Annotated in this window: 24 protein-coding genes and 1 riboswitch; of the genes, 10 read left to right on the top strand and 14 right to left on the bottom strand. The window is 64.1% G+C overall.

Annotation, left to right across the window (positions count from 1 at the left end; all coding sequences use genetic code 11):
• Positions 1 to 5: 5 nt before the first annotated feature.
• The 10 genes from VME63_RS10805 to VME63_RS10760 all read right to left on the bottom strand — a co-directional run bounded on the left by VME63_RS10805 (position 6) and on the right by VME63_RS10760 (position 7,167).
• On the bottom strand, positions 6 to 878 hold the full coding sequence (locus VME63_RS10805; protein WP_325433131.1) for a TraB/GumN family protein: 873 nt from the start codon (positions 876 to 878) through the stop codon (positions 6 to 8).
• Between the two features lie 6 nt (positions 879 to 884).
• Complete coding sequence (cfa, locus tag VME63_RS10800) at positions 885 to 2,003, bottom strand: cyclopropane fatty acyl phospholipid synthase (protein WP_325433129.1); 1,119 nt, start codon at positions 2,001 to 2,003, stop codon at positions 885 to 887.
• Positions 2,000 to 2,362, bottom strand: a complete 363-nt coding sequence (locus VME63_RS10795) for a DUF190 domain-containing protein (protein ID WP_325433127.1) — start codon at positions 2,360 to 2,362, stop codon at positions 2,000 to 2,002. Before VME63_RS10795 ends, cfa begins: the two co-directional genes overlap by 4 nt.
• Before the next feature lie 22 nt (positions 2,363 to 2,384).
• Positions 2,385 to 2,771 carry a fluoride efflux transporter CrcB gene (crcB, locus tag VME63_RS10790; RefSeq protein ID WP_325433125.1) on the bottom strand — a complete coding sequence of 129 codons (387 nt, stop codon included), beginning with the start codon at positions 2,769 to 2,771 and terminating at the stop codon, positions 2,385 to 2,387.
• A gap of 68 nt (positions 2,772 to 2,839) precedes the next feature.
• Positions 2,840 to 2,915: riboswitch (Fluoride riboswitch) on the bottom strand.
• Positions 2,916 to 2,958: 43 nt separating this feature from the next.
• Positions 2,959 to 4,062, bottom strand: a complete 1,104-nt coding sequence (locus tag VME63_RS10785; RefSeq protein WP_325433123.1) for a glycosyltransferase family 9 protein — start codon at positions 4,060 to 4,062, stop codon at positions 2,959 to 2,961.
• A gap of 32 nt (positions 4,063 to 4,094) precedes the next feature.
• Positions 4,095 to 4,574, bottom strand: a complete 480-nt coding sequence (locus VME63_RS10780; protein WP_325433121.1) for a hypothetical protein — start codon at positions 4,572 to 4,574, stop codon at positions 4,095 to 4,097.
• A 34-nt stretch (positions 4,575 to 4,608) separates the two neighbouring features.
• Entirely contained in the window at positions 4,609 to 4,884 is a 276-nt protein-coding gene (gene minE / locus VME63_RS10775; protein ID WP_325433119.1) for a cell division topological specificity factor MinE, read from the bottom strand.
• Between the two features lie 5 nt (positions 4,885 to 4,889).
• The gene (gene minD / locus VME63_RS10770; protein WP_325433117.1) at positions 4,890 to 5,705 is read right to left on the bottom strand and encodes a septum site-determining protein MinD; all 816 of its coding nucleotides are present in this window, start codon (positions 5,703 to 5,705) and stop codon (positions 4,890 to 4,892) included.
• A gap of 68 nt (positions 5,706 to 5,773) precedes the next feature.
• The gene (minC, locus tag VME63_RS10765) at positions 5,774 to 6,547 is read right to left on the bottom strand and encodes a septum site-determining protein MinC (protein ID WP_325433115.1); all 774 of its coding nucleotides are present in this window, start codon (positions 6,545 to 6,547) and stop codon (positions 5,774 to 5,776) included.
• A complete protein-coding gene (locus VME63_RS10760; protein WP_325433113.1) occupies positions 6,544 to 7,167 on the bottom strand; it encodes a GNAT family N-acetyltransferase in 624 nt (207 codons plus the stop codon). Before VME63_RS10760 ends, minC begins: the two co-directional genes overlap by 4 nt.
• Before the next feature lie 250 nt (positions 7,168 to 7,417).
• On the opposite strand from VME63_RS10760, the gene VME63_RS10755 reads away from it, so the two are divergent.
• The 7 genes from VME63_RS10755 to VME63_RS10725 all read left to right on the top strand — a co-directional run bounded on the left by VME63_RS10755 (position 7,418) and on the right by VME63_RS10725 (position 15,656).
• Positions 7,418 to 8,641 (top strand): sensor histidine kinase, encoded by a 1,224-nt coding sequence (locus tag VME63_RS10755; protein WP_325433236.1) that lies wholly within the window; start codon positions 7,418 to 7,420, stop codon positions 8,639 to 8,641.
• 82 nt (positions 8,642 to 8,723) lie between these two features.
• Positions 8,724 to 9,365 (top strand): response regulator transcription factor, encoded by a 642-nt coding sequence (locus tag VME63_RS10750; protein WP_325433111.1) that lies wholly within the window; start codon positions 8,724 to 8,726, stop codon positions 9,363 to 9,365.
• A gap of 225 nt (positions 9,366 to 9,590) precedes the next feature.
• Positions 9,591 to 10,955: a polyketide cyclase gene (locus tag VME63_RS10745; protein ID WP_325433109.1), complete on the top strand. Its 1,365-nt coding sequence runs from the start codon at positions 9,591 to 9,593 to the stop codon at positions 10,953 to 10,955.
• Positions 10,956 to 11,093: 138 nt separating this feature from the next.
• On the top strand, positions 11,094 to 12,032 hold the full coding sequence (locus VME63_RS10740) for an ABC transporter ATP-binding protein (protein ID WP_325433107.1): 939 nt from the start codon (positions 11,094 to 11,096) through the stop codon (positions 12,030 to 12,032).
• Entirely contained in the window at positions 12,029 to 12,763 is a 735-nt protein-coding gene (locus VME63_RS10735) for an ABC transporter permease subunit (RefSeq protein WP_325433105.1), read from the top strand. Before VME63_RS10740 ends, VME63_RS10735 begins: the two co-directional genes overlap by 4 nt.
• Positions 12,764 to 14,686, top strand: coding sequence for a GldG family protein (locus VME63_RS10730; protein WP_325433103.1), 1,923 nt, complete (start codon positions 12,764 to 12,766; stop codon positions 14,684 to 14,686).
• Positions 14,687 to 14,780: 94 nt separating this feature from the next.
• Positions 14,781 to 15,656, top strand: coding sequence for a cytochrome c oxidase assembly protein (locus VME63_RS10725; RefSeq protein ID WP_325433101.1), 876 nt, complete (start codon positions 14,781 to 14,783; stop codon positions 15,654 to 15,656).
• Between the two features lie 21 nt (positions 15,657 to 15,677).
• Here the strand turns inward: VME63_RS10725 and VME63_RS10720 are convergent, their stop codons facing one another.
• The 3 genes from VME63_RS10720 to VME63_RS10710 are packed head-to-tail and all read right to left on the bottom strand — an operon-like array spanning position 15,678 to position 17,539.
• The gene (locus tag VME63_RS10720; protein WP_325433099.1) at positions 15,678 to 16,448 is read right to left on the bottom strand and encodes a metallophosphoesterase; all 771 of its coding nucleotides are present in this window, start codon (positions 16,446 to 16,448) and stop codon (positions 15,678 to 15,680) included.
• A 24-nt stretch (positions 16,449 to 16,472) separates the two neighbouring features.
• Positions 16,473 to 16,928, bottom strand: coding sequence for a copper chaperone PCu(A)C (locus VME63_RS10715; RefSeq protein ID WP_325433097.1), 456 nt, complete (start codon positions 16,926 to 16,928; stop codon positions 16,473 to 16,475).
• Positions 16,925 to 17,539 (bottom strand): SCO family protein, encoded by a 615-nt coding sequence (locus tag VME63_RS10710; protein WP_325433095.1) that lies wholly within the window; start codon positions 17,537 to 17,539, stop codon positions 16,925 to 16,927. Before VME63_RS10710 ends, VME63_RS10715 begins: the two co-directional genes overlap by 4 nt.
• Before the next feature lie 81 nt (positions 17,540 to 17,620).
• Here VME63_RS10710 and VME63_RS10705 point away from each other — a divergent pair, with 81 nt between their 5' ends.
• The 3 genes from VME63_RS10705 (at position 17,621) to VME63_RS10695 (ending at position 20,878) form a co-directional block, all read left to right on the top strand.
• Positions 17,621 to 18,007: a DUF423 domain-containing protein gene (locus VME63_RS10705; RefSeq protein ID WP_325433093.1), complete on the top strand. Its 387-nt coding sequence runs from the start codon at positions 17,621 to 17,623 to the stop codon at positions 18,005 to 18,007.
• Positions 18,008 to 18,076: 69 nt separating this feature from the next.
• The gene (gene purT, locus VME63_RS10700; RefSeq protein WP_325433091.1) at positions 18,077 to 19,258 is read left to right on the top strand and encodes a formate-dependent phosphoribosylglycinamide formyltransferase; all 1,182 of its coding nucleotides are present in this window, start codon (positions 18,077 to 18,079) and stop codon (positions 19,256 to 19,258) included.
• Positions 19,259 to 19,333: 75 nt separating this feature from the next.
• Entirely contained in the window at positions 19,334 to 20,878 is a 1,545-nt protein-coding gene (locus VME63_RS10695; protein WP_325433089.1) for an FMN-binding glutamate synthase family protein, read from the top strand.
• Here VME63_RS10695 and VME63_RS10690 read toward each other — a convergent pair whose 3' ends face one another.
• Complete coding sequence (locus VME63_RS10690) at positions 20,879 to 21,589, bottom strand: arginyltransferase (RefSeq protein ID WP_325433087.1); 711 nt, start codon at positions 21,587 to 21,589, stop codon at positions 20,879 to 20,881.
• Between the last annotated feature and the right edge of the window lie 46 nt (positions 21,590 to 21,635).

Raw genomic sequence — 21,635 nt, 5'->3', positions numbered from 1 at the left:
GCGGTTCATTCCTGCTGGGTGGTAATGCCCAGTTTTGCCAGCTGGGCCTGCACGCTGTCGGGGCCGGCCAGATGCGCGGCGCCGACCGCCACGAACACGGTGCCGGGCTGCTTGAGCATGTCCTTGATCTTCGCCGCCCAGGCGGTGTTTCGCTGCACCAGCAGGGACTGATAGAGCGCGGGCTCCTGGGTTTTCAGCTCATCGTTTTCCAGTTTGGCGATGGCGCCAACGTCGCCGCGTTTCCAGGCATCGATCAGCGAGCGCAGTTCGGCGACGTCCTTGTCGGTATCGCGCAAGGTGTCGCGCAGAAAGGCAAGCTGCAGCGCTTGTGGCATGTCGGCGAGAAACTGGATCTGCTGTTCGGCGGTTTCAAGGCCGCGCACGGGCTTGCCCGCGGCGGTCATCTGCAGCTTCAGTTGCCTGTCCACGCCTTGGGCCGGATCGATGCCTGCTTTCATGAGCGGCGCCACCGTCAGGGTCAGTGCCGCCAGCCACGGTTTCATGGGCTGCAGGGTGGCGGTGCCGCCGGGCAGGCCGGCTACCTGGGCGGCGCGGGCCAGCGCGGCATTGTCGCTTTCACTCAGTTGCGTGGACAGCGGGTGCGCGGTGTCCAGGCCGTAGCGCATCACCAATGCCGCCATGTTCGCCTGGTCATCGTCGGTCAGCTCCAGGTACAGCGCGTGGCTTTGGACGAGCGCCTGGTTGAGCGCCTGGAAATGCCAGTCGGTATCGTTGGGCAGCACGTGCACGGTGCCGAACAGATAAATGGTGCTGTTGCCGCTCTTCACCTGCCACAGCGCCGGATGCGCCAGTGCGTTGCCGCACAGCAAGAACAGCAGCGGTAGCAGCACGGTCAAAAAACGACGGGGGATGTGCATGGCGCCTCAGCGGGGAACGCGGTAGCCGCCGGGTACGCCGTGCGGGCTCAGGGTAAGTTGCCAGAGCTGATCGCGCCGGCTGCGGAAAACGGCGGCGGAAACCGCCAGGTAAAAACACCACATGCGACGGAAGCGTTCATCGTAGCGCGCCGAAAGCTCGGGCCACGCCGTATCGACGTTGGCGCGCCAGGCCATCAGCGTACGATCGTAGTCGGCGCCGAAATTATGCCAGTCTTCGACCACGAACAACCCTTCCAGGGCGGCAGCGACCTGGCTGCCGGCCGGAATCATCGAGTTGGGGAAGATGTATTTTTCGATCCACGGATCGGGCCGTCCCGGCGCCTGGTTGGTGCCGATGCTGTGGAGCAGGAACAGGCCGTCGTCCTTCAGGCAGCGGCGCGCGACTTCAAAGTATTCGCGGTAATTCTTTCCGCCCACGTGCTCGAACATGCCGATCGACATGATCGCGTCGAACGGCTCGTTGAGCTCGCGATAGTCCTGCAGGCGGATCTCGACGGGCAGGCCGCGGCACAGGTCGCGCGCCAGCTCCGCCTGCTCGTGCGACACGGTGATGCCAACGCCGCTGATGCCGTAGCGCTCGGCGCCGAACTTCAGCGCCTCGCCCCAGCCGCAGCCGATGTCCAGCACCTTCATGCCCGGTTTCAGCTTCAGCTTGCGGCAGATCAGGTCGAGCTTGGCCTCCTGCGCCTGGTCCAGATCGTTCGCCTCGGCCCAGTAGCCGCAGGAATACATCATGCGTTTGCCGAGCATGGCCTTGAACAGATCGTTGCCCAGGTCGTAGTGCACCTTGCCGATCTCGAACGCATGCTGGCCGCGCTGCATGTTGATGAAGCGCGCTTTCAGGTGTGCGATCAGGGTGTCGAGCGTTTTCAGGTGCTCGTCCAGATGCGTGGTCAGGATCCGGGTGAAAAAGCCGGGCAGGTCTTCGGCGTCCCACCAGCCGTCCATGTAAGCTTCGCCCAGGCCCAGCGATCCGTGCGCGAACACGCGGGCATACAACTGCTCGTCGTGGACGCGGATGTCGGTGGCCGCGCGTCCGTCGATGTGCACACCGGCCAGCTCAAGCAGTTCGGCTGCGCGTTGACGCAGGGATTCCTGGCTCATGCATCTCGATCCTTGCCCAATAAGCCGAAGTTTACCGGCGACCATGCATAAACAAGGTTAACGCCCGCCTCGCGCACCAGTTGCAGCAGGGTTTGCGCATGCTGCTCGCTGAGCAGGAATTCGATTTTCTGCGGAAGGTCGTCGGCGAGTTCGAAAAAAGCCTCATGGTGCACGATGCCGTGCCGCCCGAATCCTGCCGTGGCGCGGAACACCGAGCCGCCGCCCAGCTTGTGGCGCCTGGCCAGTCCCAGCAGCCATTCGGAAATCAGCAAGCCGTCGTGCTTGGCGTGCACATGCGTGTAAAAACGCAGGAACACGCCATTGGCTGGATATGCGCCGAACGAAGTTTCTTGGCTCATGACGTTGCCCACTCCATATCAATCAATGACGCAACAGGCCGCGCGTCAGGAAGATGCCCAGGATCGTCATGCCGAGGCTGCCGAGCAAGTGCACGACCACGTGCGTTGCGAACCACAGGTATTGTCCGCGCAACAGCAAGGTATCGGCTTCGGCGGAGAAGGTCGAGAAGGTGGTCAGGCCGCCGAGGAAGCCGGTCATGATCAGCAGCCGCAGCTCCGGCGGAAGGGTCTGGAAGTGTTCGAAGATACCCATCATGCAGCCCATCAGCAGGCCGCCGCCGAGGTTTGCCGCCAGCGTGCCCAGGGGGATGGTGGGAAAGATCGGATTGAGCAGCATGCCCAGCATCCAGCGCAGCCAGCAGCCCAGCATGCCGCCGATGCCGACGGCCAGAAATCCAGCGATGCTCACGTTGTGTCGTCTCCTGCTTGCGATGGATCCATTCCACGGCAACAGGCATGCCCGCGCCGCCGGAAACCGGTGGTGCAGGCATCATCAACCTTTCGGTGGTTCGCTCCGGGCTGGAGCGGGAGGCATGCCATCTCCCTCATGGACCATCATGCTAGCCCATGCCGCAGGGTTTGGGGGCATCCTTGCGTCACATGCGGGTGCCGGAGGTCAGCTCGGGCATGGCGGCGATCATCCGCGCGATATCTTCGGGCGACTTCTCGTAACCGGCGATGACGTGTCTGCCCGGGCCGTAAGGGCCCCATTCGGACGCGCTGGTGGTGGTGAAGATGCCCATCGTCGGCACGTCCGAGGCGCAGGCCAGGTGCATGATTCCGCAGTCGGCGCTGATATAGACGGCCAAACCGGAAAGCACGCTGGCGAGCTTGCGCAGGTCGCTGGAGTAGTAGGCCGGATATTTCGAGCTGAGCATCGACTGGCCCGAGGCAGGCAGGATCTCCACGATGCGGTGCTCCGGGTGCTGCGCCTCAAGCACCTGAATAAAACGCGTCCACCACGCTTCGCCCAGCAGCTTGGGTCCGGTGGCGTTGGCGAAAATGCCGATGATGCCGCGGCCCGGCGTGGCGATGCCGGCCGCCGCCAGGGAGCGGCTCAGCGCCGCGCGACCTTGCTCGCGCTCGCCGGCGCCCAGGCGGATATCGGGCACCGGATAGTCGTCCGCGACATGGCCTCCCATCGCACTGCGCAGCAGGTACACCGGCCGGCGGCCCTTGCTTTGCACATTCGGCGGCAAGGGCACGGCGTGGGTGATTTCGCCGTGTTTCTTCGGGCTGCTGAAGCCGAGCGTGCAGGTCGAATGGGACAACAGCATCAGCAGGCGGCCGGTCTGCGACAAGGGGTCGGCATCGATCGCCAGGTCGTAGCGGATCCTGCGCATGCGGCGCATCGTGCCCCAGAACTGGAACGGATGTCCCACCCCGTGTGCGGGAAGACGGAAGATGCGCTGCACATTGAAGAAGTGGCCGTAGACTTCCGATGCGATCGGGCTGCGCGTAAGAATGTCGATTTCCGCCGCGGGGTAGACCTTTTCCAGCTCCGACAACAGCGGCGTCAGCAGTAGCGTATTGCCCAGGCTGTGGCTGACATGGCAGACCAGGATGCGATAGATGCCCTTGGCCGGCAGCGGCGCGGAGGTGGGCTGGCCATGATTGCCGAACACCAGGCGCATGAGCCGGCGTGCCACGCGGCGGCGGAAGTCGTTGATGGGGTCGTAGTAGCGCGTGTTCTTCAGCACGATGGGGCTTGCTCGGAATAGGGCGAGGGCGACTATACCGGGTCCCCGGCTTGGGTAAGCAGTCCGTGGGCCACCAGCCATGCGCGGGCGTTTTCCGCGTCGTGCTCGAACCACGCCTGCGCCGAACCGAGCCGGAAGGAATAGCCCCATGCATCCATGTCCGCCATCAGCTGCGCGCGGCCGACCCCGGGCAGCGTGCCGCCCAGCACGATCTGCAGGTAGCAGACGGCGTCTTCTTCCTCGATCGAGTCGGTGGCGTCGGTATGGACCTCGGCGCGGCGCTCGGGCGGCAGTACGATCAGATGGCCGGCTTCGTGCAGCACCGAATGCACGGGCGTGTCGCCGCGCGCGTAAACGGTGTGGCCGATGATGCCGGCCTCCTCGTCGCCCCAGAAGCTGCCGGGGATGGCCGTGCCGTCATCGACCTTGATCAGCCTGAGGCCGTAACGCGCGAGCAGCGATTGGATCGCGCTTCCATCGACGTCGGCAAGGCGTAATACAGCGGTGTGCATGGGACTCCCTCTCCCCGCCGGGGAGAGGGGAAGGTCAGGTAGCGGCGTTGCCGGCGGGCTTGCCGTCGGGCAGGGCGACGGACAGCTCCAGCACTTCGTGCCCGCTATCGCGCTCGACGTTGATGCTGATGGCTTCCAGATCGACGTTCACGTACTTCTTGATGACTTCGAGCAATTCGTTGCGCAACAACGGCAGGTAGTCGGGCGCGCCACGATTGGAACGTTCCTGCGCGACGATGATGCGCAGGCGTTCCTTGGCGACGACCGCCGTGGGCTCGGGCTTGCGCTTGAGAAAATCCAGGATACCCATCGCGGTCAACCTCCGAATACGCGCTGGAAGAAGCCCTTCTTCGGTGCGTCAAGGAAGCGCATCGGGCGTGTTTCGCCGAGGATGCGGGCCACGGTGTCGCGATAGGCCTGCCCGGCGTTCGAATTTTCGTCCAGGATCACCGGTACGCCGGAGTTGGATGCGGCGAGCACGTTTTCCGATTCCGGAATCACGCCGACCACGCTGATGCCCAGGATGTCTTCCACGTCCTTCACACTGAGCATTTCGCCCTGTTCCACGCGCGCGGGGTTGTAGCGGGTAAGCAGCAGGTGCTGGGACACGGCGCCTTCGCCGCGTTCGGCGCGGCGCGTCTTGCTGGCCAGAAGGCCCAGGATGCGGTCCGAGTCGCGTACGGAGGACACTTCCGGATTGACCACCACCACCGCGTGGTCGGCGAAGTACATCGCCAGGTGCGCGCCTTTTTCGATGCCGGCGGGCGAATCGCAGACGATGTAGTCGAAATCGTCCTTGGCCAGATCGTCCAGCACTTTCTCCACGCCTTCCTGGGTCAGCGCGTCTTTGTCGCGCGTCTGGCTGGCGGCGAGCACGTAGAGGTTTTCGTAGCGCTTGTCCTTGATCAGCGACTGCTTGATCGTCGCCTCGCCGTGAATGACGTTGACGAAGTCATACACCACGCGGCGTTCGCAGCCCATGATCAGGTCGAGATTACGCAGGCCGACGTCGAAGTCGATCACCGCCACCTTCTTGCCCTGCATGGCCAGGCCGGTGGCAAGCGATGCGCTGGTGGTGGTCTTGCCGACGCCACCCTTGCCGGACGTCACTACGATAATCTCAGCACTCAAGGCTCATCTCCGCTGGTGTTCTTGTAATAGGTAGTGGTTAATAAGTGGCGGCCGCGGCGCGGCCTTGCTCAAAGGCGCGCGATCAGCAATTTTTCCCCATCGAGCCAGCATTGCACAGACTGGCCCTCCAGGTCTTTGGGTATTTGTTCAAACACGCGGTAGTGGCCGGCGATGGCCACCAGCTCGGCGCGGAAATCCGAAACGTAGATGCGCGCTTTCGCATCGCCCTGCGCCCCGGCCATGGCGCGCCCCTTGAGGCTGCCGTAGATGTGGATGCTGCCGTCGGCGATCACTTCTGCGCCGTTGGCGATGGCGGCGGTGACGACGAGGTCGCGATCGCGCGCATAGACCTGCTGCCCGGAACGCACCGCGCCCTCGTGATGCTGTGCGCCCAGCGTGCTGCCGGGTGCGGGGGCGGAAAGTACGGGCTCGCGCACCGGTGCCGGTGCCGGTGCCGGCGTGGCGCTCGGCGCGGGCGGCGCGATACTGCCGCCGTCGGCGGGTTCGTAGGCGGCGCGGAACTTGGCGATCAGCGGCAGGCCCATGCGCTGGGCGAGCGCTTCGGTGGCGCTGGTGCCGTAAGCGAGGCCCACCGGCAGCATGCCTGCGCTGCGCACGGCTTCCAGCAGGGCGTCGACGGTGCCGTCATCGGGCAGGTTCAGCAGGTGGCTGAGGTCCAGCACCACGGCGGCGCGGCTGAACAACTGCGGCGCGGCGCGCACGCGGCGTTCGAGTTCTTCGCAGAGGGCGGCGGCATCCGGCCGTTTCACGCGTACGCAGGCAATGCCGACCTGGCCGAAACGCAGGTCACAGGCTTCTGTTGTATCCATTTTTACCGTCATGAGCCCCGCTCTCCGGCGAGGCGGCGCGGGTGGGAATCGTTGTGGGTGAAGTAGGGCACGCGGCTGGCCAGCCAGGGCAGGTCGGGCAGGCCGTCGTGTTCCAGGTAGGTGTCGCGCACGTACGCGAAGCTGGGCAGGTCCTTGGCCAGCAGGCTGACCTGCGGACCGTGCTCGCCCATGCGCTGCTGGCCCACTTCCTGGAAGCCATAGGTGCCGTGGAACAGCACCACCACGTCGTCGATCGGCTCCAGGAACACCTCGCAGGTGAGCAGGGGTACGCGCACCTCGGCGAAGCTGTTCACGTCGCAATAAAAGATGCGGCCCAGGCCGTGCCGGCGGTAGGCGTTGGCGATGACGATGCGGTCGATGTAGACGAAGGACGGGTAGTGTTCGCCGAACCAGCGATAGTTCGGGCTGCCGTAATCGCGGCTGTCGCGCAGGGCGATCAGGAATCCGGCCAGTTCGCCGTCGATCTCCGCGACGCGGAAGTAGTCGGCTTGCTCGTAGAAGTAGCGCAACTGCGCGGCGTCCAGGACCAGAATGGAGCGACCGGCGGTGTTGTTGAGCGCCAGTACGGCATCCAAGTCGTGCTCGCGCACGTCGCGGATGGCAAGGGCCATTCGTTGCTCCGCAGTGATGGGTTGCTAGTTAAGACCGACTGACGGCCCAGCTCGTAGCGCATTATGGCATGCGGCATCAGGCGGCACATCCCGTACTGCCGCATGTAAAACCTTTGTAAAGCCGGTGCTTGAAGCGAGCCGCCCGGCGCGCGCACGTGGCCGCGGGCCGGCTTTTGGGCGCCCCGCGCCGGCTGAAGAGGGTGACTTCCCGCGCATACCACGCCCTTGCCGCGGGCCTATCATGCAGGCCATGGGAATGACCAATTTCAACCACATCCGGGTACTGCGCCTTACGGGGCTGATCGTTTACCTGTGCACCGGGACTCCGCTGCTCACCAGCTGGGCGACCCACCGCCTGGATCTGCTGCATAGCCCCAGCTTCGCGTTGCTGCTTTGGACGCTGTCCTACCTGGTCTTTGGCATTCTGTATTTGCTGATCACCGAGAACCTTGGTTCGCGCAGTCATGTGGGGGTGCGCCTGTTCGGCCTGCTGCTGATGACGGCGGCCGCGCTGATGACAGGCTGGTATAGCCACAGCGGCCTGTCCGCCACGATGCTGGTGGTGGTGGCGGTGGTGTTGCCCTGGCTGGTGCCGTCCCGGGTCGGCGTGGCGTGGATCGTGCTGCAGACGATTTGCCTGACCGCCCTGTTTTCGACCTTCGCCGAGTTCAAGGCCAACATTTTGTTTAGCCTGCTGCAGGCATGCTTGTATACGGCACTGGCCATGCCGGGCTTCGTGGCCTCGATGGTGGCCAGCCAGCAGGCCGACGAGCGCGAGGCCCAGCGGCGGCTCAACTCCGAGCTGCGCGCCACCCGTGCTTTGCTGGCCGAATCCACGCGCATCGCCGAGCGCATGCGCATCGCGCGCGAACTGCACGACCTGGTCGGCCATCACCTGACCGCCCTCAGCCTCAACCTGGAAGTGGCCAGCCATCTCAGCAACGAATCGGCGGCCGAGCACGTGCGCAAGGCGCAAAGCACCGCGCGCCTGCTGCTGGCGGACGTGCGCGAAGCGGTCAGCGAGCTGCGCCAGGACGATGCCATCGACCTGACCCAGGCCTTGCAAAGCCTGATCGATGGCGTGCCCAGCATGAGCGTTCATTTGAACACCCCGCCGCGTTTCAGCGTCGAGGATCCCCGCCGGGCGCAGATGTTGCTGCGCTGCGTACAGGAGATCATTACCAACACCGCCAAGCACGCCAGCGCGCGCAACCTTTGGCTGGCCTTCACTTACGATGACGAAAACCGGCTGAACCTGCACGCGCGGGACGACGGGCGCGGCACCGCGGCGATCCTGCCCGGCAACGGGCTGTCGGGCATGCGCGAGCGGCTGGCCGAGTTCGGCGGCGATGTGACGGTCGAGAGCGGGGCGGGGCAGGGTTTTGCCCTCCACGTGCGTCTACCCCTGGGTGAGGCGTCGGTGCTGGCGCACACCCCCTCGCGTTTCGAGCCCCCGGCGTTGAGCCTGACATGATGCCCTGTAAGAATGACCTGTCGTCCGTGTTCGTTGTATCAATGCGTTCAGTGATGGACCACCCACGTTGCGAGGATCCACGATGATTTCCGTTTGTCTCGTCGACGACCAGAACCTGGTCCGGCAGGGAGTGCGTTCCCTGCTCGATCTGGCCCAGGACATCCGCGTGGTGGCCGAATGCGCCGACGGCGTGCAGGCCGTGCAGGACATTCCCCGGATCAAGCCGGACGTGGTGCTGCTGGACTTGCGCATGCCGAACATGAGCGGCCTGGAGGTGTTGCAGGCGTTGTCCGCGCGAAACGAGCTGCCGCCGACCATCATCCTCACCACCTTCGACGACGACCAGCTGGTGCTGCAGGGTCTGAAGGCGGGCGCCCGCGGGTACCTGCTGAAGGATGTCTCGCTGGAACAGCTCGTCGAAGCCGTGCGCACCGTGGCCAGCGGCGGTTCGCTGGTGGCGCCGATGGTGACCCAGCGGCTGCTGGCGGGCGTGGGCCGCATCCATAACCAGTTCACCAGCCTGGAACAGCCCGATCCACTCACCGAGCGCGAAACCGAGATCCTGCGCCTGCTATCGGGCGGCTATAGCAATAAGGAAATTGCCAATTCGCTGAAAGTGGCCGAAGGGACCGTGAAAAACCACGTTTCCAACATTCTGTCCAAGCTGGGCGTGCGCGACCGCACCCGCGCCGTTCTCAAAGCGCTGGAATTGGGCATCGTCTAGCCAGACAAGCCCCTCCGGGCGCAATCAGGGAATGCTGCGAAGCAGCGTGGGGACGGGCCTTCGCGGCCCGTAGCGTTCCTGCGCGCGAGCAAGTACCATCGGCAGCTTAGGCGCCGGCCGACCCCCCCGTCTGATGCGATTTCCCCCCTAGGAAGCCATCTCTGGCGGACCCACCCCGACCTGCGCTTTCCACTGCACTAGAGAGACGTCTCGGAGAAACCTGGAATGACGCGTGTCCTGGAATTCATCGTTGCCCTGATCATCGTCGCCATCTGTGGCGTGGTGGTGGGCTTCATCATGCCCGCTAGCGGCCACGTCGAGCGCACGCTGACGGTGGGCAAAGACCTGCGCCAGGTCTATGACGTACTGGCGAACTTCCGTACCTTCCCCGACTACGGCGTGCTGCGCGCGTACGATCCCAGCACCAAATACACCCTGTCCGGCAATGCCTACGGCCCGGGCGCGGAAATCAGCTGGAGCAGCCAGGATCCGAAAGTGGGCGATGGCAAGCTGACCGTCGCCAGCGCCCAGCCGGGTTTCGACAAGATCGACCCGTCGGTCAATGATGCCGAGATCATCTGGAACGTCGACAACGACTGGCGCGGCAACGACAAGCACTTCACCCTGGACCTGCTGCGCCAGGGCAGCACCGGCAAGCTGACCAAGATCACCTGGTCGTATGACGTGAGCTACGGTTTCAGCATCATCAACCGTTACTCCAACATGTACATCCACGGCGCGCCGGACGCCTTCATCCAGTACAGCCTGAACAACCTGCAGAACGTGCTGGCGGGCGTGCCCAACATCGACTACAGCGCGCTGGACCCGTACATCGTCCAGACCAAGCCGACGCCGATGCTGGTGGTGTCCACCTCCATGCAGCGCAAGGACGGCCTGGATGGTCTGAACGCGGCAACCGATACCGCGATCAGCCAGATCCAGGCTGCCGCCAAGAAGCTTGGCGTGAACATCACCGGTCCGCGCGTGATCTTCACCACCAACTACGGTGACCAGACCTACACCTTCGACGTGGGCATGCCGATCGATGCCACCAGTCTCACCGTCGCCGGCCAGAGCTACCAGCTCGCCGCCGCAACGCCGCCGACGCTGGATGAAAACGGTGCCCCGGCTTCCAGCAGCACCGCCGCCGCACCGGCCAATGCCAACGACAACCAGCCTGGCAGCAAGGATCGCTACGGTCGCCTGGTGATCGACAGCAACGTGCGCGGCGTGCTTGCGTTCGGTGGCCCCGCCCTGGAAGCGCCGTGGAACGGCACCGCTGCCGGCGTGCCGCAGACCCGCGACATGCTCAAGGCCTACGCCCAGACGCACGGCTACAAGTTCGATGAAGTGACCAACCGCCTGTACGACATCCTGACCCAGCCGGAAGTGAAGGATAACAGCGGCAACATCACCACCTACGCGCAGTACGGCGTGTACCTGCCGATCACCGATTCCGCCGACGGCGGCACGTTGCCGCAGCAGACGCCCGAGCAGATGGCCGGCATCAAGCAGCCGGGCGTGATCAATGCCCAGCCGGCCTCCAGCAGCACGGCGCCGGCTCCGGCCAGCACTGCAGCCGGCCAGTAAGCGCCAGCTTCCGCGCAGCGTCGAAAAGCCCTCCCTCGCGGAGGGCTTTTTTGTTTGCCATCGCGCAAGCGGCCGCCCGCCGCGAACTTTGCGCGGTGCTTGCGGTACATTGCATGACAGTTCTCTTTGCGACCGGACATGATCGAGACCGACAAGCTCACTAAGCGCTATGGCCATTTGACGGCCGTGGATGCGCTGAGCATCTACGCCGAGCCGGGGCAGGTGCTGGGCCTGCTGGGTCCCAACGGCGCCGGCAAGACCACGGCGATGCGCATGATCGCCGGCTTTCTCGTTCCCACCGCGGGCACGGCGCGCGTGTGCGGCCACGATGTGATCAAAGAGCCGCTCAAGGCCCGGCGTGCGCTGGGCTACCTGCCCGAAGGCGCGCCAAGCTATGGCGAGATGACGGTGCGCGAATTCCTGATCTTCGTCATGCGCATGCGCGGCTTGCGTTCGTATGCGGGCCGCCGCCGTTTCGACGACGTCGTCGGCCGGCTGCAACTGGAGGACGCATTGAATGTCAGCATCGAAAATCTCTCCAAGGGGCTGCGCCGGCGCGTGGGGCTTGCGCAGGCCATCGTGCACGATCCGCCGGTGCTGATGCTGGACGAGCCCACCGACGGTCTCGATCCCAACCAGAAACACACGGTACGCCAGTTGATCGACGCGATGGCGCGCGAACGCACCATTCTCATTTCCACCCACCTGCTGGAAGAAGTGCATGCGTTGTGCAATCGCGTGGTGATCATCGCCGGTGGATGCTTGCGCGCCGATGCCACGCCCGCCGAACTTGAGGCGCGCTCGCGTTACCACGGCGCGGTGTCGTTCAGCGCGGCCGGCAGTGCCATCTCGCAGGAAATGCTTGGACGCCTGCCGCAGGTGGCCGGAATCGAAGTCGATCCGCTGGATGGCCGCATCACGGTGTTTCCCAAGCCCGGCGAGCGCATCCTGGAGCCGGTGGAAACGCTGCTTCGCCAACAGGGCCTGGAAGTGTCGGAGATTCAGCTCGAACGCGGGCGCCTGGATGAGGTGTTCCGCCAGATCACCCTCGGTAGCCAGGCGCAGGCGCACCTATGAGTCCCATCATGGCCGTCGCGCGCCGCGAGCTGCGCAGCTATTTCGTAACACCGGTCGCCTACGTGTTCCTGGTGATCTTTCTGGTGCTGGCGGGCATCATGACGTTCTACATCGGCGACTTCTACGATCGCGGCATCGCCGATCTGCAGCCGTTCTTCGTCATGCATCCCTGGCTTTATCTCATCTTGGTGCCGGCAGTGTCGATGCGCCTGTGGGCCGAGGAAGCGAAGTCCGGCACGATGGAATTGCTGATGACGCTGCCCGTGACGTTGTGGCAGTCCATGCTCGGCAAGTTTCTGGCAGCGTGGTTTTTCATCGGGCTGGCCTTGTTCCTGACCTTTCCGATCTGGATCACGGTCAATTACCTGGGGTCGCCCGACAACGGCATCATCGTCGCCGGCTACATCGGCAGCTGGTTGATGGCCGGGGCGTTTCTGGCCATCGGCGCGTGCCTGTCGACGCTGACCAGCAGCCAGGTCGTGGCCTTCATTCTCACGGCGGTGGTGTGCGTGCTGCTGATCCTGGCCGGGCAGTCGCAGGTGCTGGATTTCTTCCAGGGCGGCCTGCCGCGCAAGCTGGTGAACGGCGTGGCGCACTTGTCCATGGTGCGTCACTACGAGGCCATTGCACGTGGCGTGCTGGATGTGCGCGATCTGTTGTATTTCGTGCTGACCATCGGCGCCTGGCTGACTGCCGGCGTGCTGGTGCTCGACCTCAAGCGGAGCCATTGAATGATCCGTCCGTTGCTGCGTCGACGCACCTTGCTGTTCAGCGCGCTGATCGCCTTGATCGTGTCCTACTGCACCCTGGCGTTGCTCACCAGCCGGTGGCTGGAACCGGAGCGCTTCGACCTGACCCAGGATCATCTCTACACCCTGTCCCGCGGCACGCAGCAGATCATCGATGGGGTTCATCGGCCGCTATGGCTGACGTTGTATTTCTCCCAGCATGCGACGCGCGACCTGCCCTCGCTACGCAGCTACGAACAGCGCGTCAACGAGATGCTGCAGGAAATGGTGGCCCGTTCGCACGGACGCATCCGCCTGCAAGTGGTCGATCCGGTGCCGTATTCCGATGACGAAGCGCGTGCCGAAGGCAACGGCCTTACGCCCATCAGCGGCGGTACCAACGGCGAACGCATCTTTTTCGGCCTGGTCGGGGCCACGCGGCAGGCCGGTGCGGACAGTGCCCAGGATGCCAACAACGACCTGCCCGAGGACAGCGATGGAAAATCGGCCGACCGCACGCTTTCCATTCCTTTTTTCGATCAGGGCCGCGAAACCTTCCTCGAGTACGACATCGCCAAGCTGCTGTATCAGCTGAGCGAACCGCAACGGCCGCGCATCGGCGTGATCAGCAGCTTGCCGGTGATGGGCGATCCCGCGCAGGGCACGCAGCCGTGGACAGTCATGCGGCAGCTGCAGCAGCTTTTCGACGTGCGGGTGCTCAATCCGGACAAGCTTCGGCAGATCGACAAGAGCATCCAGGTCGTGCTGCTGATTCACCCCAAGAACCTGTCCAACGATGCGCAGTACGCGCTGGATCAATACGTCCTGGGCGGCGGGCATCTGGTGGTATTCGTCGATCCGCTGGCCGAATCCGATCCCACTCCGTTCCTCGACGACGCGACCAGCGCCACCAACAACCATAGCTCCAACCTGCCGCGCCTGTTCGCCGACTGGGGCGTTTCCTACAGCCCCGACCAGGTGGTCCTCGATCGCGGGCGCGCGTTGCAGATCGAATTGGCGGGCGCGAATCTCTCCCATCCGGCCATGCTGGGGCTCGGTGCGCAAGAGCTTAATCGCGACGATGTCGTAACCTCCAGCCTGCAGCGCATCTATGTGTCCTCGGCGGGTCATTTCGATCTTTTGCCGAACGCCCAGACACGCCTGATACCGCTGCTGCAAAGCAGTGCCGAGGCGGAGGTGGTGCCCACCCAGCGCGTTATCGACGCAGCCAACAATCCCACCAGTCTGCTGCAGGGTTACCAGGCGCAAGGACAGAACTACGTGATCGCCGCGCGCCTGCGCGGACCCTTTGTCAGCGCGTTTCCGGAAGATGCGAAAAAGCCCGGGCACCTGGCCGAGTCGGCACCCAACGCCGAGATCATCCTTGTTGCCGACACGGACCTGCTGACCGATCGCCTATGGGTGGAGACGCAGACCTATCTGGGGCAGGCGATCGGTGGTGTCGCGCTGGCGAACAACGGGGACTTCATCAGCAACCTGGTGGACAACCTCAGCGGTTCCTCGGCCTTGCTTTCCATCCGTGGCCGTTCCAGCTCGCAACGCCCCTTCACGCGTGTGCAGGCATTGCAGCGTGCCGCCGACCGAAAGTTTCTGCAGAAAGAGCAGGAGCTGCAAAGCAAGCTGGCCGACACCAAGCAGCGGCTGGATGAGCTGCAACCGACCAAGGGCGCGCGCGACGAAGCCACCAACATGGAGCAGAAACGCGAAATCGAGCAATTCCTCAAGCGCGAACTGGAAATCAGCAAGGAATTGCGCGACGTGCAGCATCAGCTCAATGCGGAAATCGATGCGCTTGGCACGCGGCTGAAGGTGATCAACATTGTACTGTTGCCGATACTGATCACTCTGGGCGGCCTGCTGTATGGCTGGCGCCGCTATCGCAGCAACCGGCGACAGCGCGCGTGAGGGTGGCAATATGCCGCAAGCCTCGGTTGCCGGGCAAAACAGGCCGTGATTTAAGCTGGGCTGCTGTCGCCACATCGTGGCGTGGATCGGGCCGATGATCGCCATCTTGCTCAAATGGATTGTGCCTTGGGAATTTTCGTGGGTTTTTCTCGCGACCTTCCTGGCGGCGTGCGTGTTGTATTGGCGCGGCTGCCGCAAGCTGACGGTAAGCGGCGGCCGGCGGCTGGCGTTCTGGACGGGCATGGCGATCGTCTACGTGACGCTGCATACGTATTTCGATTTCTACGCCGAGCATGAATTTTTCATGCACCGCCTTCAGCAATTGTTGCTGCACCATCTGGCACCGCTGGTGGTGATGGCGTCGTATCCGGGTTCGGTATTGCGCGCGGGCATGCCGTTGCGCTGGCGCGTGCATGTGCTGCGTCCGTTCTTGCGCAGCTGGCCGTGGCGCCTGGTGCGCGCGGTCATGCTCAATCCCACCGTTGCCACGGTGCTGTTCGTCGTGTTCATCTTGATCTGGCTGGTGCCTTCCATGCAGACGATGGCGATGCTCGACTGGCGCATCTATCGCTTCATGAACTGGTCGATGATAGTCAGCGGGTTCATCTATTGGTGGCTGGTGCTCGACCATCGGCCGCGTCCGCCGGGACGCATGATTCCAGGGCTGCGCGTGCTTTCGCCCGGCCTCACCATGACGCCGCAGATCCTGGCCGGCGCCATCATTACTTTTTCCAAGACCGATCTTTACCCGATTTTCGAGATCTGCGGGCGCGCCTTCGACTTCAATGTTTTCACCGGCCAGCTGATCGGCGGCATCATCATCTGGGTGCCGGCGGCGACCATCGAGACCATCGGCGGATTGCTCGCAATGCGGCAATGGCTGCGTCTTTCGCGCAGCGGCCGGCTGCGTCGTCCGTCGCGCGCGGCACAACCGGTGATGCGGGCGACGCCGGCGGGCGGCAGCCGTTGAGGGCTTTTTTGTATCGCCGCGTCAGGGCTCGGTATGGACCAGTGCGAGGCGGCGGCCGGTGAAGTGTGCCTCGGACGGATAGCCGAATGCGTTGTTGATATAGTCCACGCCTTCACGCACGATGCGCCGGTTGACGTGGCTGTGCCCGTACACATGCATGCTCGAACCCCATTGTCTGAGTTGCGTTTCCAAAATGGTGGTGCCGAGCACGGGATAAACCTTGCGATGGCGCGCCGGGATGCGATCGGGCATCAGGTCGATGCGCGGCAGGAAATGCGAGAAAGTGATGATCTTGCCGGTGTCCTCGATCGGCAGTGAAGACGGCAGCGGATTGCGTCCGGTGAAGAAGCGCGTGATGGCGGCCGCGTCATAACCCTCCGGCCAACGGCACGCGCGATAGTCCACCCACGCGCCAAGCAGGAAATCGTCAGGCTCGCCGAAGGAATAGTCGTACCAGCCGAGCAACGGCACGATCGCCAGCTCGCCATGGCGGTAAGGGTCCACATGCACGCCATGTTGGGAGGCCGCCTCGCGCACCGCTTCGAACTTCTCGATGGAGTCGCCCACGCCATCGCGCGAAACCCACAGATCGTGATTCCCGGGCACGTAATGCACGGCCGAGAACCGGTCCGTCAGCGTCTTGAATCCTTCGATCAGCAGGGACAGCCGATCGGAGATGTCTCCGGCCAGTATCAGCGCGTCGTGCCGATACTCATGCCGCGATAGCTGCTGCAGCCATTGACGGTTGGCGGCGTAGTCCAGGTGAAGATCGGAGACGGCGAAGACGCGCATGAATGCCTGGTCGCGGCAGACGGCTCAATTTGCATCGGTTGCATTGGCGGGACGAACAAGAAACGCCACGGGCAGGTGGCTGCCATCGGCGAAATCCAGGGTGATCTGCACCGTGCCGTCTACCTTGGGCGCACTGCTGGCCTGCTCTAACATCAGATGATAGCCGGCCGGGCTCAGCGCCACCTGGCCGTGCGCCGGAATGGCCAGGTGGCGCACCATGACCATGCGGTCCATGCCGGCGGCATCCCGTATGCTTTGGTGCAGCATCACCGACGCGTACGTTTTGCTGTGCGCTCCGATCAATACGACGCCGTCTGCACCGCTGTTGCGTAGCGCGACGTAGCCGCCGGCAGGCAAATCGCCGGGCAGCAGGCGGATCCATGCGTGGCTCGCAGCGATTTGTCCGGCTTGCGTGCAATGCGCACTGCCGCTGAGCAACAGGCCCCATGTCAGCCCAAAAAGCAGGCGCCGCGCCGTCACGTTGCATCTCCGCCCAGCAGCAGCCGCAAATCGTGTACCACCTTGTCCAGCGGGTCCGAAGAAGTGGCCAGCAGGCGCGCCTTGCCGTGGCTGTCGAAGATATAGATGCCCGAACTGTGGCTGACGTCATAGCTGCCGTCGGCTTTGCCCGGTTCGCGGGTGAAGGCGGCGCGATAGCGCTTGGTCAATGCTTCGATGTCCGAGGGCGAGCCGGTGAGGCCGACGGCGTGCGGGTCGAACGCGGTCACGTAGCCGTGCAAGACCGCCGGCGTGTCGCGCGCGGGGTCGACGCTTACGAAAAGTATGCGCACGTTATCGGCAAGCTTGCCCAGCCTTTGCATCACCACGTGCAAATGTGCCATCGTCAACGGACATACGTCCGGACAATGCGTGTAGCCGAAATACAACAGCACGACCTTGCCGCGATACGTGTCCGCCGTGACGGTTTTGCCCAGATCGTCAGTGAGCTGGAACGTCAGATCGGGCATGTGCCCGGAGATGTCCGCCAGTTGCCACGGCGAGGGTTGATCCTGGTGGCAGGCGGTGATCAACAGGCTTGCCAGCAATACCATCGACAGACAGGCCAGGCGGGCGACGCGCAGCAGCTTCATGCAAGAATTCCAGTAGTTGACCCGCCGAGCATACGCCACACTCGGTGGCCGATGGTTTTTTCGGGCGAAGGAAGGTTTTTCATGCGACAACTTGTCCATGATTGCGATGGTTTGCTGGCCGGCACGGCGGGTGCGAGTGCCGTAGTGCTGGGTGCCTTCGGCGCACACGGCCTGCGCGCCGTGCTGGATGCGTCGCACTATGAGCTGTGGCATACCGCGGTGGAATACCATTTTTGGCATGCGCTGGCGCTCGTCCTGGCGCTGCTTTGCGGCCGCGCAAGGGCGGCTCGCGTCGCCGTGTTCGCTTTCGGGCTCGGCATCGTGCTGTTCAGCGGCAGTCTTTACGCGCTTGCGCTGGGTGCCAATCGCATGGTCGGGCTCATCACGCCCATCGGCGGGGTGGCCTTCATCGTGGGATGGATTGCGCTGGGTTGGGCGTTTAAGGCAACAAGCCGGGCACACCAGTAACCGCTGCGCGAGGTATCGGCGGTGCCGCGACGCCCTGGAGGTAGAATAGGGCTTTTACCGGAGACCTTGATGAAGCCGTTCGGCACGCCTCATTCGGAACATGCCTTGAAGGTGCTGCTGCTGGGGTCGGGCGAGCTTGGCAAGGAGGTCGCCATCGAGCTGCAGCGCTATGCCGTGGAGGTGATCGCGGTCGATCGCTACGCCGATGCGCCGGCCATGCAGGTGGCGCACCGCAGCCATGTGATCGACATGCTGGACGGCACCGCGCTGCGCAGCGTGATCGCGCGTGAGAAGCCCGACCTGGTAGTGCCGGAAATCGAGGCCATTCACACGGCCACGCTGGTGGAGCTGGAAAAGGAAGGGCTGCGCGTCGTTCCCACGGCCCGCGCCGCATGGCTGACCATGGATCGCGAAGGTATCCGCCGGCTTGCCGCCGAGGAACTGGGGCTGCCCACCTCGCCTTACCGTTTCTGCCAGACCGAGTCGGAATATCGCGATGCCGTCGCGGCGATCGGCTACCCCTTCGTGATCAAGCCGGTGATGAGTTCGTCGGGCAAGGGACAAAGCATCGTGCGCGATGCGTCCGGGCTGCAGAAAGCGTGGGATTACGCCCAATCGGGCGGCCGGGCGGGCAAGGGGCGAGTGATTGTCGAGGGCTTCGTGGCGTTCGATTACGAAATCACCTTGCTTACCGTCAGGCACAAGGATGGCACCGTGTTTTGCGCGCCGATCGGGCATCGCCAGGAAGACGGCGATTACCGCGAATCCTGGCAGCCACAGCCGATGAGCGCCGCCGCCCTCGCGCAGGCGCAACAGCAGGCCCAGGCGATGACCTCGGCGCTGGGCGGCTGGGGCGTGTTTGGGGTGGAGTTTTTCGTCAAGGGCGACGACGTGGTGTTTTCCGAAGTCAGCCCGCGCCCGCACGATACCGGGCTGGTAACGCTGATTTCGCAGGATCTTTCCGAATTCGCGCTGCATGCGCGCGCCATCCTGGGCTTGCCGATTCCGGTGATCCGCCAGCTTGGCGCCTCTGCCTCGTGTGCTGTGCTGGTGGAGGGCGAGGGGCGTGCGCCGCGCTATCACGGCGTGGCCGATGCGCTGGCCGAACCCGATACGCAACTGCGCCTGTTCGGCAAACCCGAAGTGAAAGGGCGCCGTCGCATGGCGGTCACGCTGGCGCGCGATACCGATGTGGAGGCCGCCAAGGCGAAGGCCATTCGCGCGGCGAAGGCCATTCGCACGCAGCTATAGAATCTTGGGCACGCCCGCACCAAACACATGGGCGGGACGACAACGGCGGCAGCGGTCGCTGAAGGGAGAGCGAAGATGGAACCGACAGGCTTTTCGCATTGGCTGGTCGTGCTGGTGGAGACCTTTGCGCTGCTGTTCGTGCTGCTGCTGGTCATCGCCGTGCTGGTGGTGATGGTGGTGTGGGTGACCGACCGCAACCAAACCCATAATTCGGTGCTGCGCAATTACCCGGTGATCGGGCACTTCCGTTACTTCTTTCTGCACCTGGGCGAATTTTTCCGCCAGTACTTGTTTTCCAGCGACCGCGAGGAATTGCCGTTCAACCGCGCCGAACGCATGTGGGTCTATCGCGCGGCGAAGAATTCGGAGAACACCAATGCGTTCGGCTCCACACGCGATCTGCGCGGCGAGGGCGTACCGTTTTTCGTCAACGCGGCGTTCCCGGCACTCGGCGATCATCACGTCAAGCCCAAGCCCGTGCGCATCGGGCCGTTCGCCCGCGAGCCGTACGATCATGCGGCATTCTTCAACATTTCCGCGATGAGCTTTGGCGCGCTTTCCGCCCCGGCGGTGCGTGCGTTGTCCCACGGTGCGGCCAAGGCGGGCATCTGGATGGATACTGGCGAGGGCGGTCTGGCGCCGTATCACCTGGAAGGCGGTTGCGACATCGTGTTCGAAATCGGCACGGCCAAATATGGCGTGCGCACGCCCGACGGTAAGCTCGATGACGACAAACTGCTGGCCATCTGCGCGCACAAGCAAGTGAAGATGGTCAGCATCAAGCTTGGCCAGGGTGCCAAGCCGGGCATGGGCGGCTTGTTGCCGGCGGCCAAAGTGACGCCGGAAATCGCCCAGATCCGCGGCATTCCCGTCGGCCAGGATTCGCAGAGCCCAAACCGGCACCTGGACATTGCCAATGTGCCGCAGCTGATGGATGCGATCACGCACATCCGCCAACTCACCGGCAAGCCGACCGGTTTCAAGGCGGTGTTCGGCGGCATGGCATGGATCGAGCAGCTGTGCGAGGAAGTGCACCGGCGCGGCGTCGAAAGCGCGCCGGACTTCATCATCGTCGATGGTTCCGAAGGCGGCACGGGCGCCGCGCCGCAGACGCTGATGGAAGGCGTCGGCCTGCCGTTGCACGAAGCGTTGCCCGCGCTGGTCAATACGCTTATCGAGAAGGGTCTGCGCGATCGCATCAAGGTGATCTGCTCGGGCAAGTGCATCACCGCCTACGACGTGGCGTGGGCGCTGTCGATGGGGGCCGATTTCGTCAATTCCGCGCGCGGATTCATGCTTGCGCTGGGCTGCATCCAGTCGCTGCAATGCAACCGCAACACCTGTCCCACTGGCATCACCACGCAGAATCCGCGGCTGCAGCGCGGGCTGGTGGTTGCCGACAAGCGCGAGCGCGTGGCCAACTATGCGCAAAACGTGATGCACGAAGTGGGCATCATCGCGCACAGCTGCGGCGTGGACGATCCGCGCGAACTCGATCGCACGCATTGCCGTGTGGTGGGCGATGACGGCATCTCGGTACCGCTGATCAAGCTGTTCCCGTATCCGCCGGCCAGGGCAAGCCCTGCGCCCACCGCGGCCGAACGCACGTTCGCGGGTTGATCAGTCGCGCTTGAGCGCGTTCCAGCCGTCCATGGTGCGAACCTGCAGCGGCTGGAAGCGGCGCTTGTAGTCCATCTTCGGATGACCGTCGATCCAAAAGCCCAGGTACACCCACGCAATGCCATTGCGCCGCGCCACTTCCACCTGCTGCAGGATCGCGAACGTACCCAGGCCGCGCTGCGCTTCATCCGGGTCGTAAAACGTATAGACGGCCGAAATGCCGGTTGCGCACACATCGGTCACGGCAACGGCGAGCAGGCGGTCGCGCAGGTGCATCTCCAGAAACAGCGTGGGGCTCCAGGGCGCGGTCAGGAAACGCCGGAAGTCGCTGGCCTCGGCTTCGTCCATGCCGCCGCCGGGATGGCGGGTGCGCAAATAGCGCGAGTAGAGCGCGTGACGTTCGCTGTTGTAGCCGGCCATGCGCTCGGTCACGGTGAGGTCGTCGTTGCGCTTCAGGCAGCGGCGCTGCGAGCGGTCGGGCCGGAAATGGGCCACGTCGATACGGCACGGCGTGCAGGCGTGGCAACCGGGACAGTGCGGAAAGTACAGGTGCCCGCCCGCCCGGCGGAAGCCGTGCTCCAGGGCCGCGCCGTACAGCCGGTCCAGCTGGGGCGCTGCCGGGTCGATCACCAGGTTCTGTGCCGTGCGCCCGGCAAAATAGCCGCAACTGTGCGGCAGGGTCTGGAACAGGCGGACGTGGTCGGAGCGCATGGCCCGATTCTATGACCGCCTACGGCGGTCATGGCAAGCGCCACGC

Source organism: Dyella sp., assembly GCF_035503745.1.
In the GTDB taxonomy this organism is placed as follows: domain Bacteria; phylum Pseudomonadota; class Gammaproteobacteria; order Xanthomonadales; family Rhodanobacteraceae; genus Dyella_B.
This window is presented reverse-complemented; position numbering and strand designations above follow the sequence as displayed.

What these genes read in the sequence shown, in the direction of transcription:
- VME63_RS10805 (WP_325433131.1), bottom strand. Translation starts at nt 878, where the DNA reads ATGCACATCCCCCGTCGTTTTTTGACCGTGCTGCTACCGCTGCTGTTC.
- cfa (WP_325433129.1), bottom strand. Translation starts at nt 2,003, where the DNA reads ATGAGCCAGGAATCCCTGCGTCAACGCGCAGCCGAACTGCTTGAGCTG.
- VME63_RS10795 (WP_325433127.1), bottom strand. Translation starts at nt 2,362, where the DNA reads ATGAGCCAAGAAACTTCGTTCGGCGCATATCCAGCCAATGGCGTGTTC.
- VME63_RS10780 (WP_325433121.1), bottom strand. Translation starts at nt 4,574, where the DNA reads ATGCACACCGCTGTATTACGCCTTGCCGACGTCGATGGAAGCGCGATC.
- minE (WP_325433119.1), bottom strand. Translation starts at nt 4,884, where the DNA reads ATGGGTATCCTGGATTTTCTCAAGCGCAAGCCCGAGCCCACGGCGGTC.
- minC (WP_325433115.1), bottom strand. Translation starts at nt 6,547, where the DNA reads ATGACGGTAAAAATGGATACAACAGAAGCCTGTGACCTGCGTTTCGGC.
- VME63_RS10760 (WP_325433113.1), bottom strand. Translation starts at nt 7,167, where the DNA reads ATGGCCCTTGCCATCCGCGACGTGCGCGAGCACGACTTGGATGCCGTA.
- VME63_RS10755 (WP_325433236.1), top strand. Translation starts at nt 7,418, where the DNA reads ATGGGAATGACCAATTTCAACCACATCCGGGTACTGCGCCTTACGGGG.
- VME63_RS10750 (WP_325433111.1), top strand. Translation starts at nt 8,724, where the DNA reads ATGATTTCCGTTTGTCTCGTCGACGACCAGAACCTGGTCCGGCAGGGA.
- VME63_RS10745 (WP_325433109.1), top strand. Translation starts at nt 9,591, where the DNA reads ATGACGCGTGTCCTGGAATTCATCGTTGCCCTGATCATCGTCGCCATC.
- VME63_RS10740 (WP_325433107.1), top strand. Translation starts at nt 11,094, where the DNA reads ATGATCGAGACCGACAAGCTCACTAAGCGCTATGGCCATTTGACGGCC.
- VME63_RS10735 (WP_325433105.1), top strand. Translation starts at nt 12,029, where the DNA reads ATGAGTCCCATCATGGCCGTCGCGCGCCGCGAGCTGCGCAGCTATTTC.
- VME63_RS10730 (WP_325433103.1), top strand. Translation starts at nt 12,764, where the DNA reads ATGATCCGTCCGTTGCTGCGTCGACGCACCTTGCTGTTCAGCGCGCTG.
- VME63_RS10725 (WP_325433101.1), top strand. Translation starts at nt 14,781, where the DNA reads ATGATCGCCATCTTGCTCAAATGGATTGTGCCTTGGGAATTTTCGTGG.
- VME63_RS10720 (WP_325433099.1), bottom strand. Translation starts at nt 16,448, where the DNA reads ATGCGCGTCTTCGCCGTCTCCGATCTTCACCTGGACTACGCCGCCAAC.
- VME63_RS10710 (WP_325433095.1), bottom strand. Translation starts at nt 17,539, where the DNA reads ATGAAGCTGCTGCGCGTCGCCCGCCTGGCCTGTCTGTCGATGGTATTG.
- VME63_RS10705 (WP_325433093.1), top strand. Translation starts at nt 17,621, where the DNA reads ATGCGACAACTTGTCCATGATTGCGATGGTTTGCTGGCCGGCACGGCG.
- purT (WP_325433091.1), top strand. Translation starts at nt 18,077, where the DNA reads ATGAAGCCGTTCGGCACGCCTCATTCGGAACATGCCTTGAAGGTGCTG.
- VME63_RS10695 (WP_325433089.1), top strand. Translation starts at nt 19,334, where the DNA reads ATGGAACCGACAGGCTTTTCGCATTGGCTGGTCGTGCTGGTGGAGACC.
- VME63_RS10690 (WP_325433087.1), bottom strand. Translation starts at nt 21,589, where the DNA reads ATGCGCTCCGACCACGTCCGCCTGTTCCAGACCCTGCCGCACAGTTGC.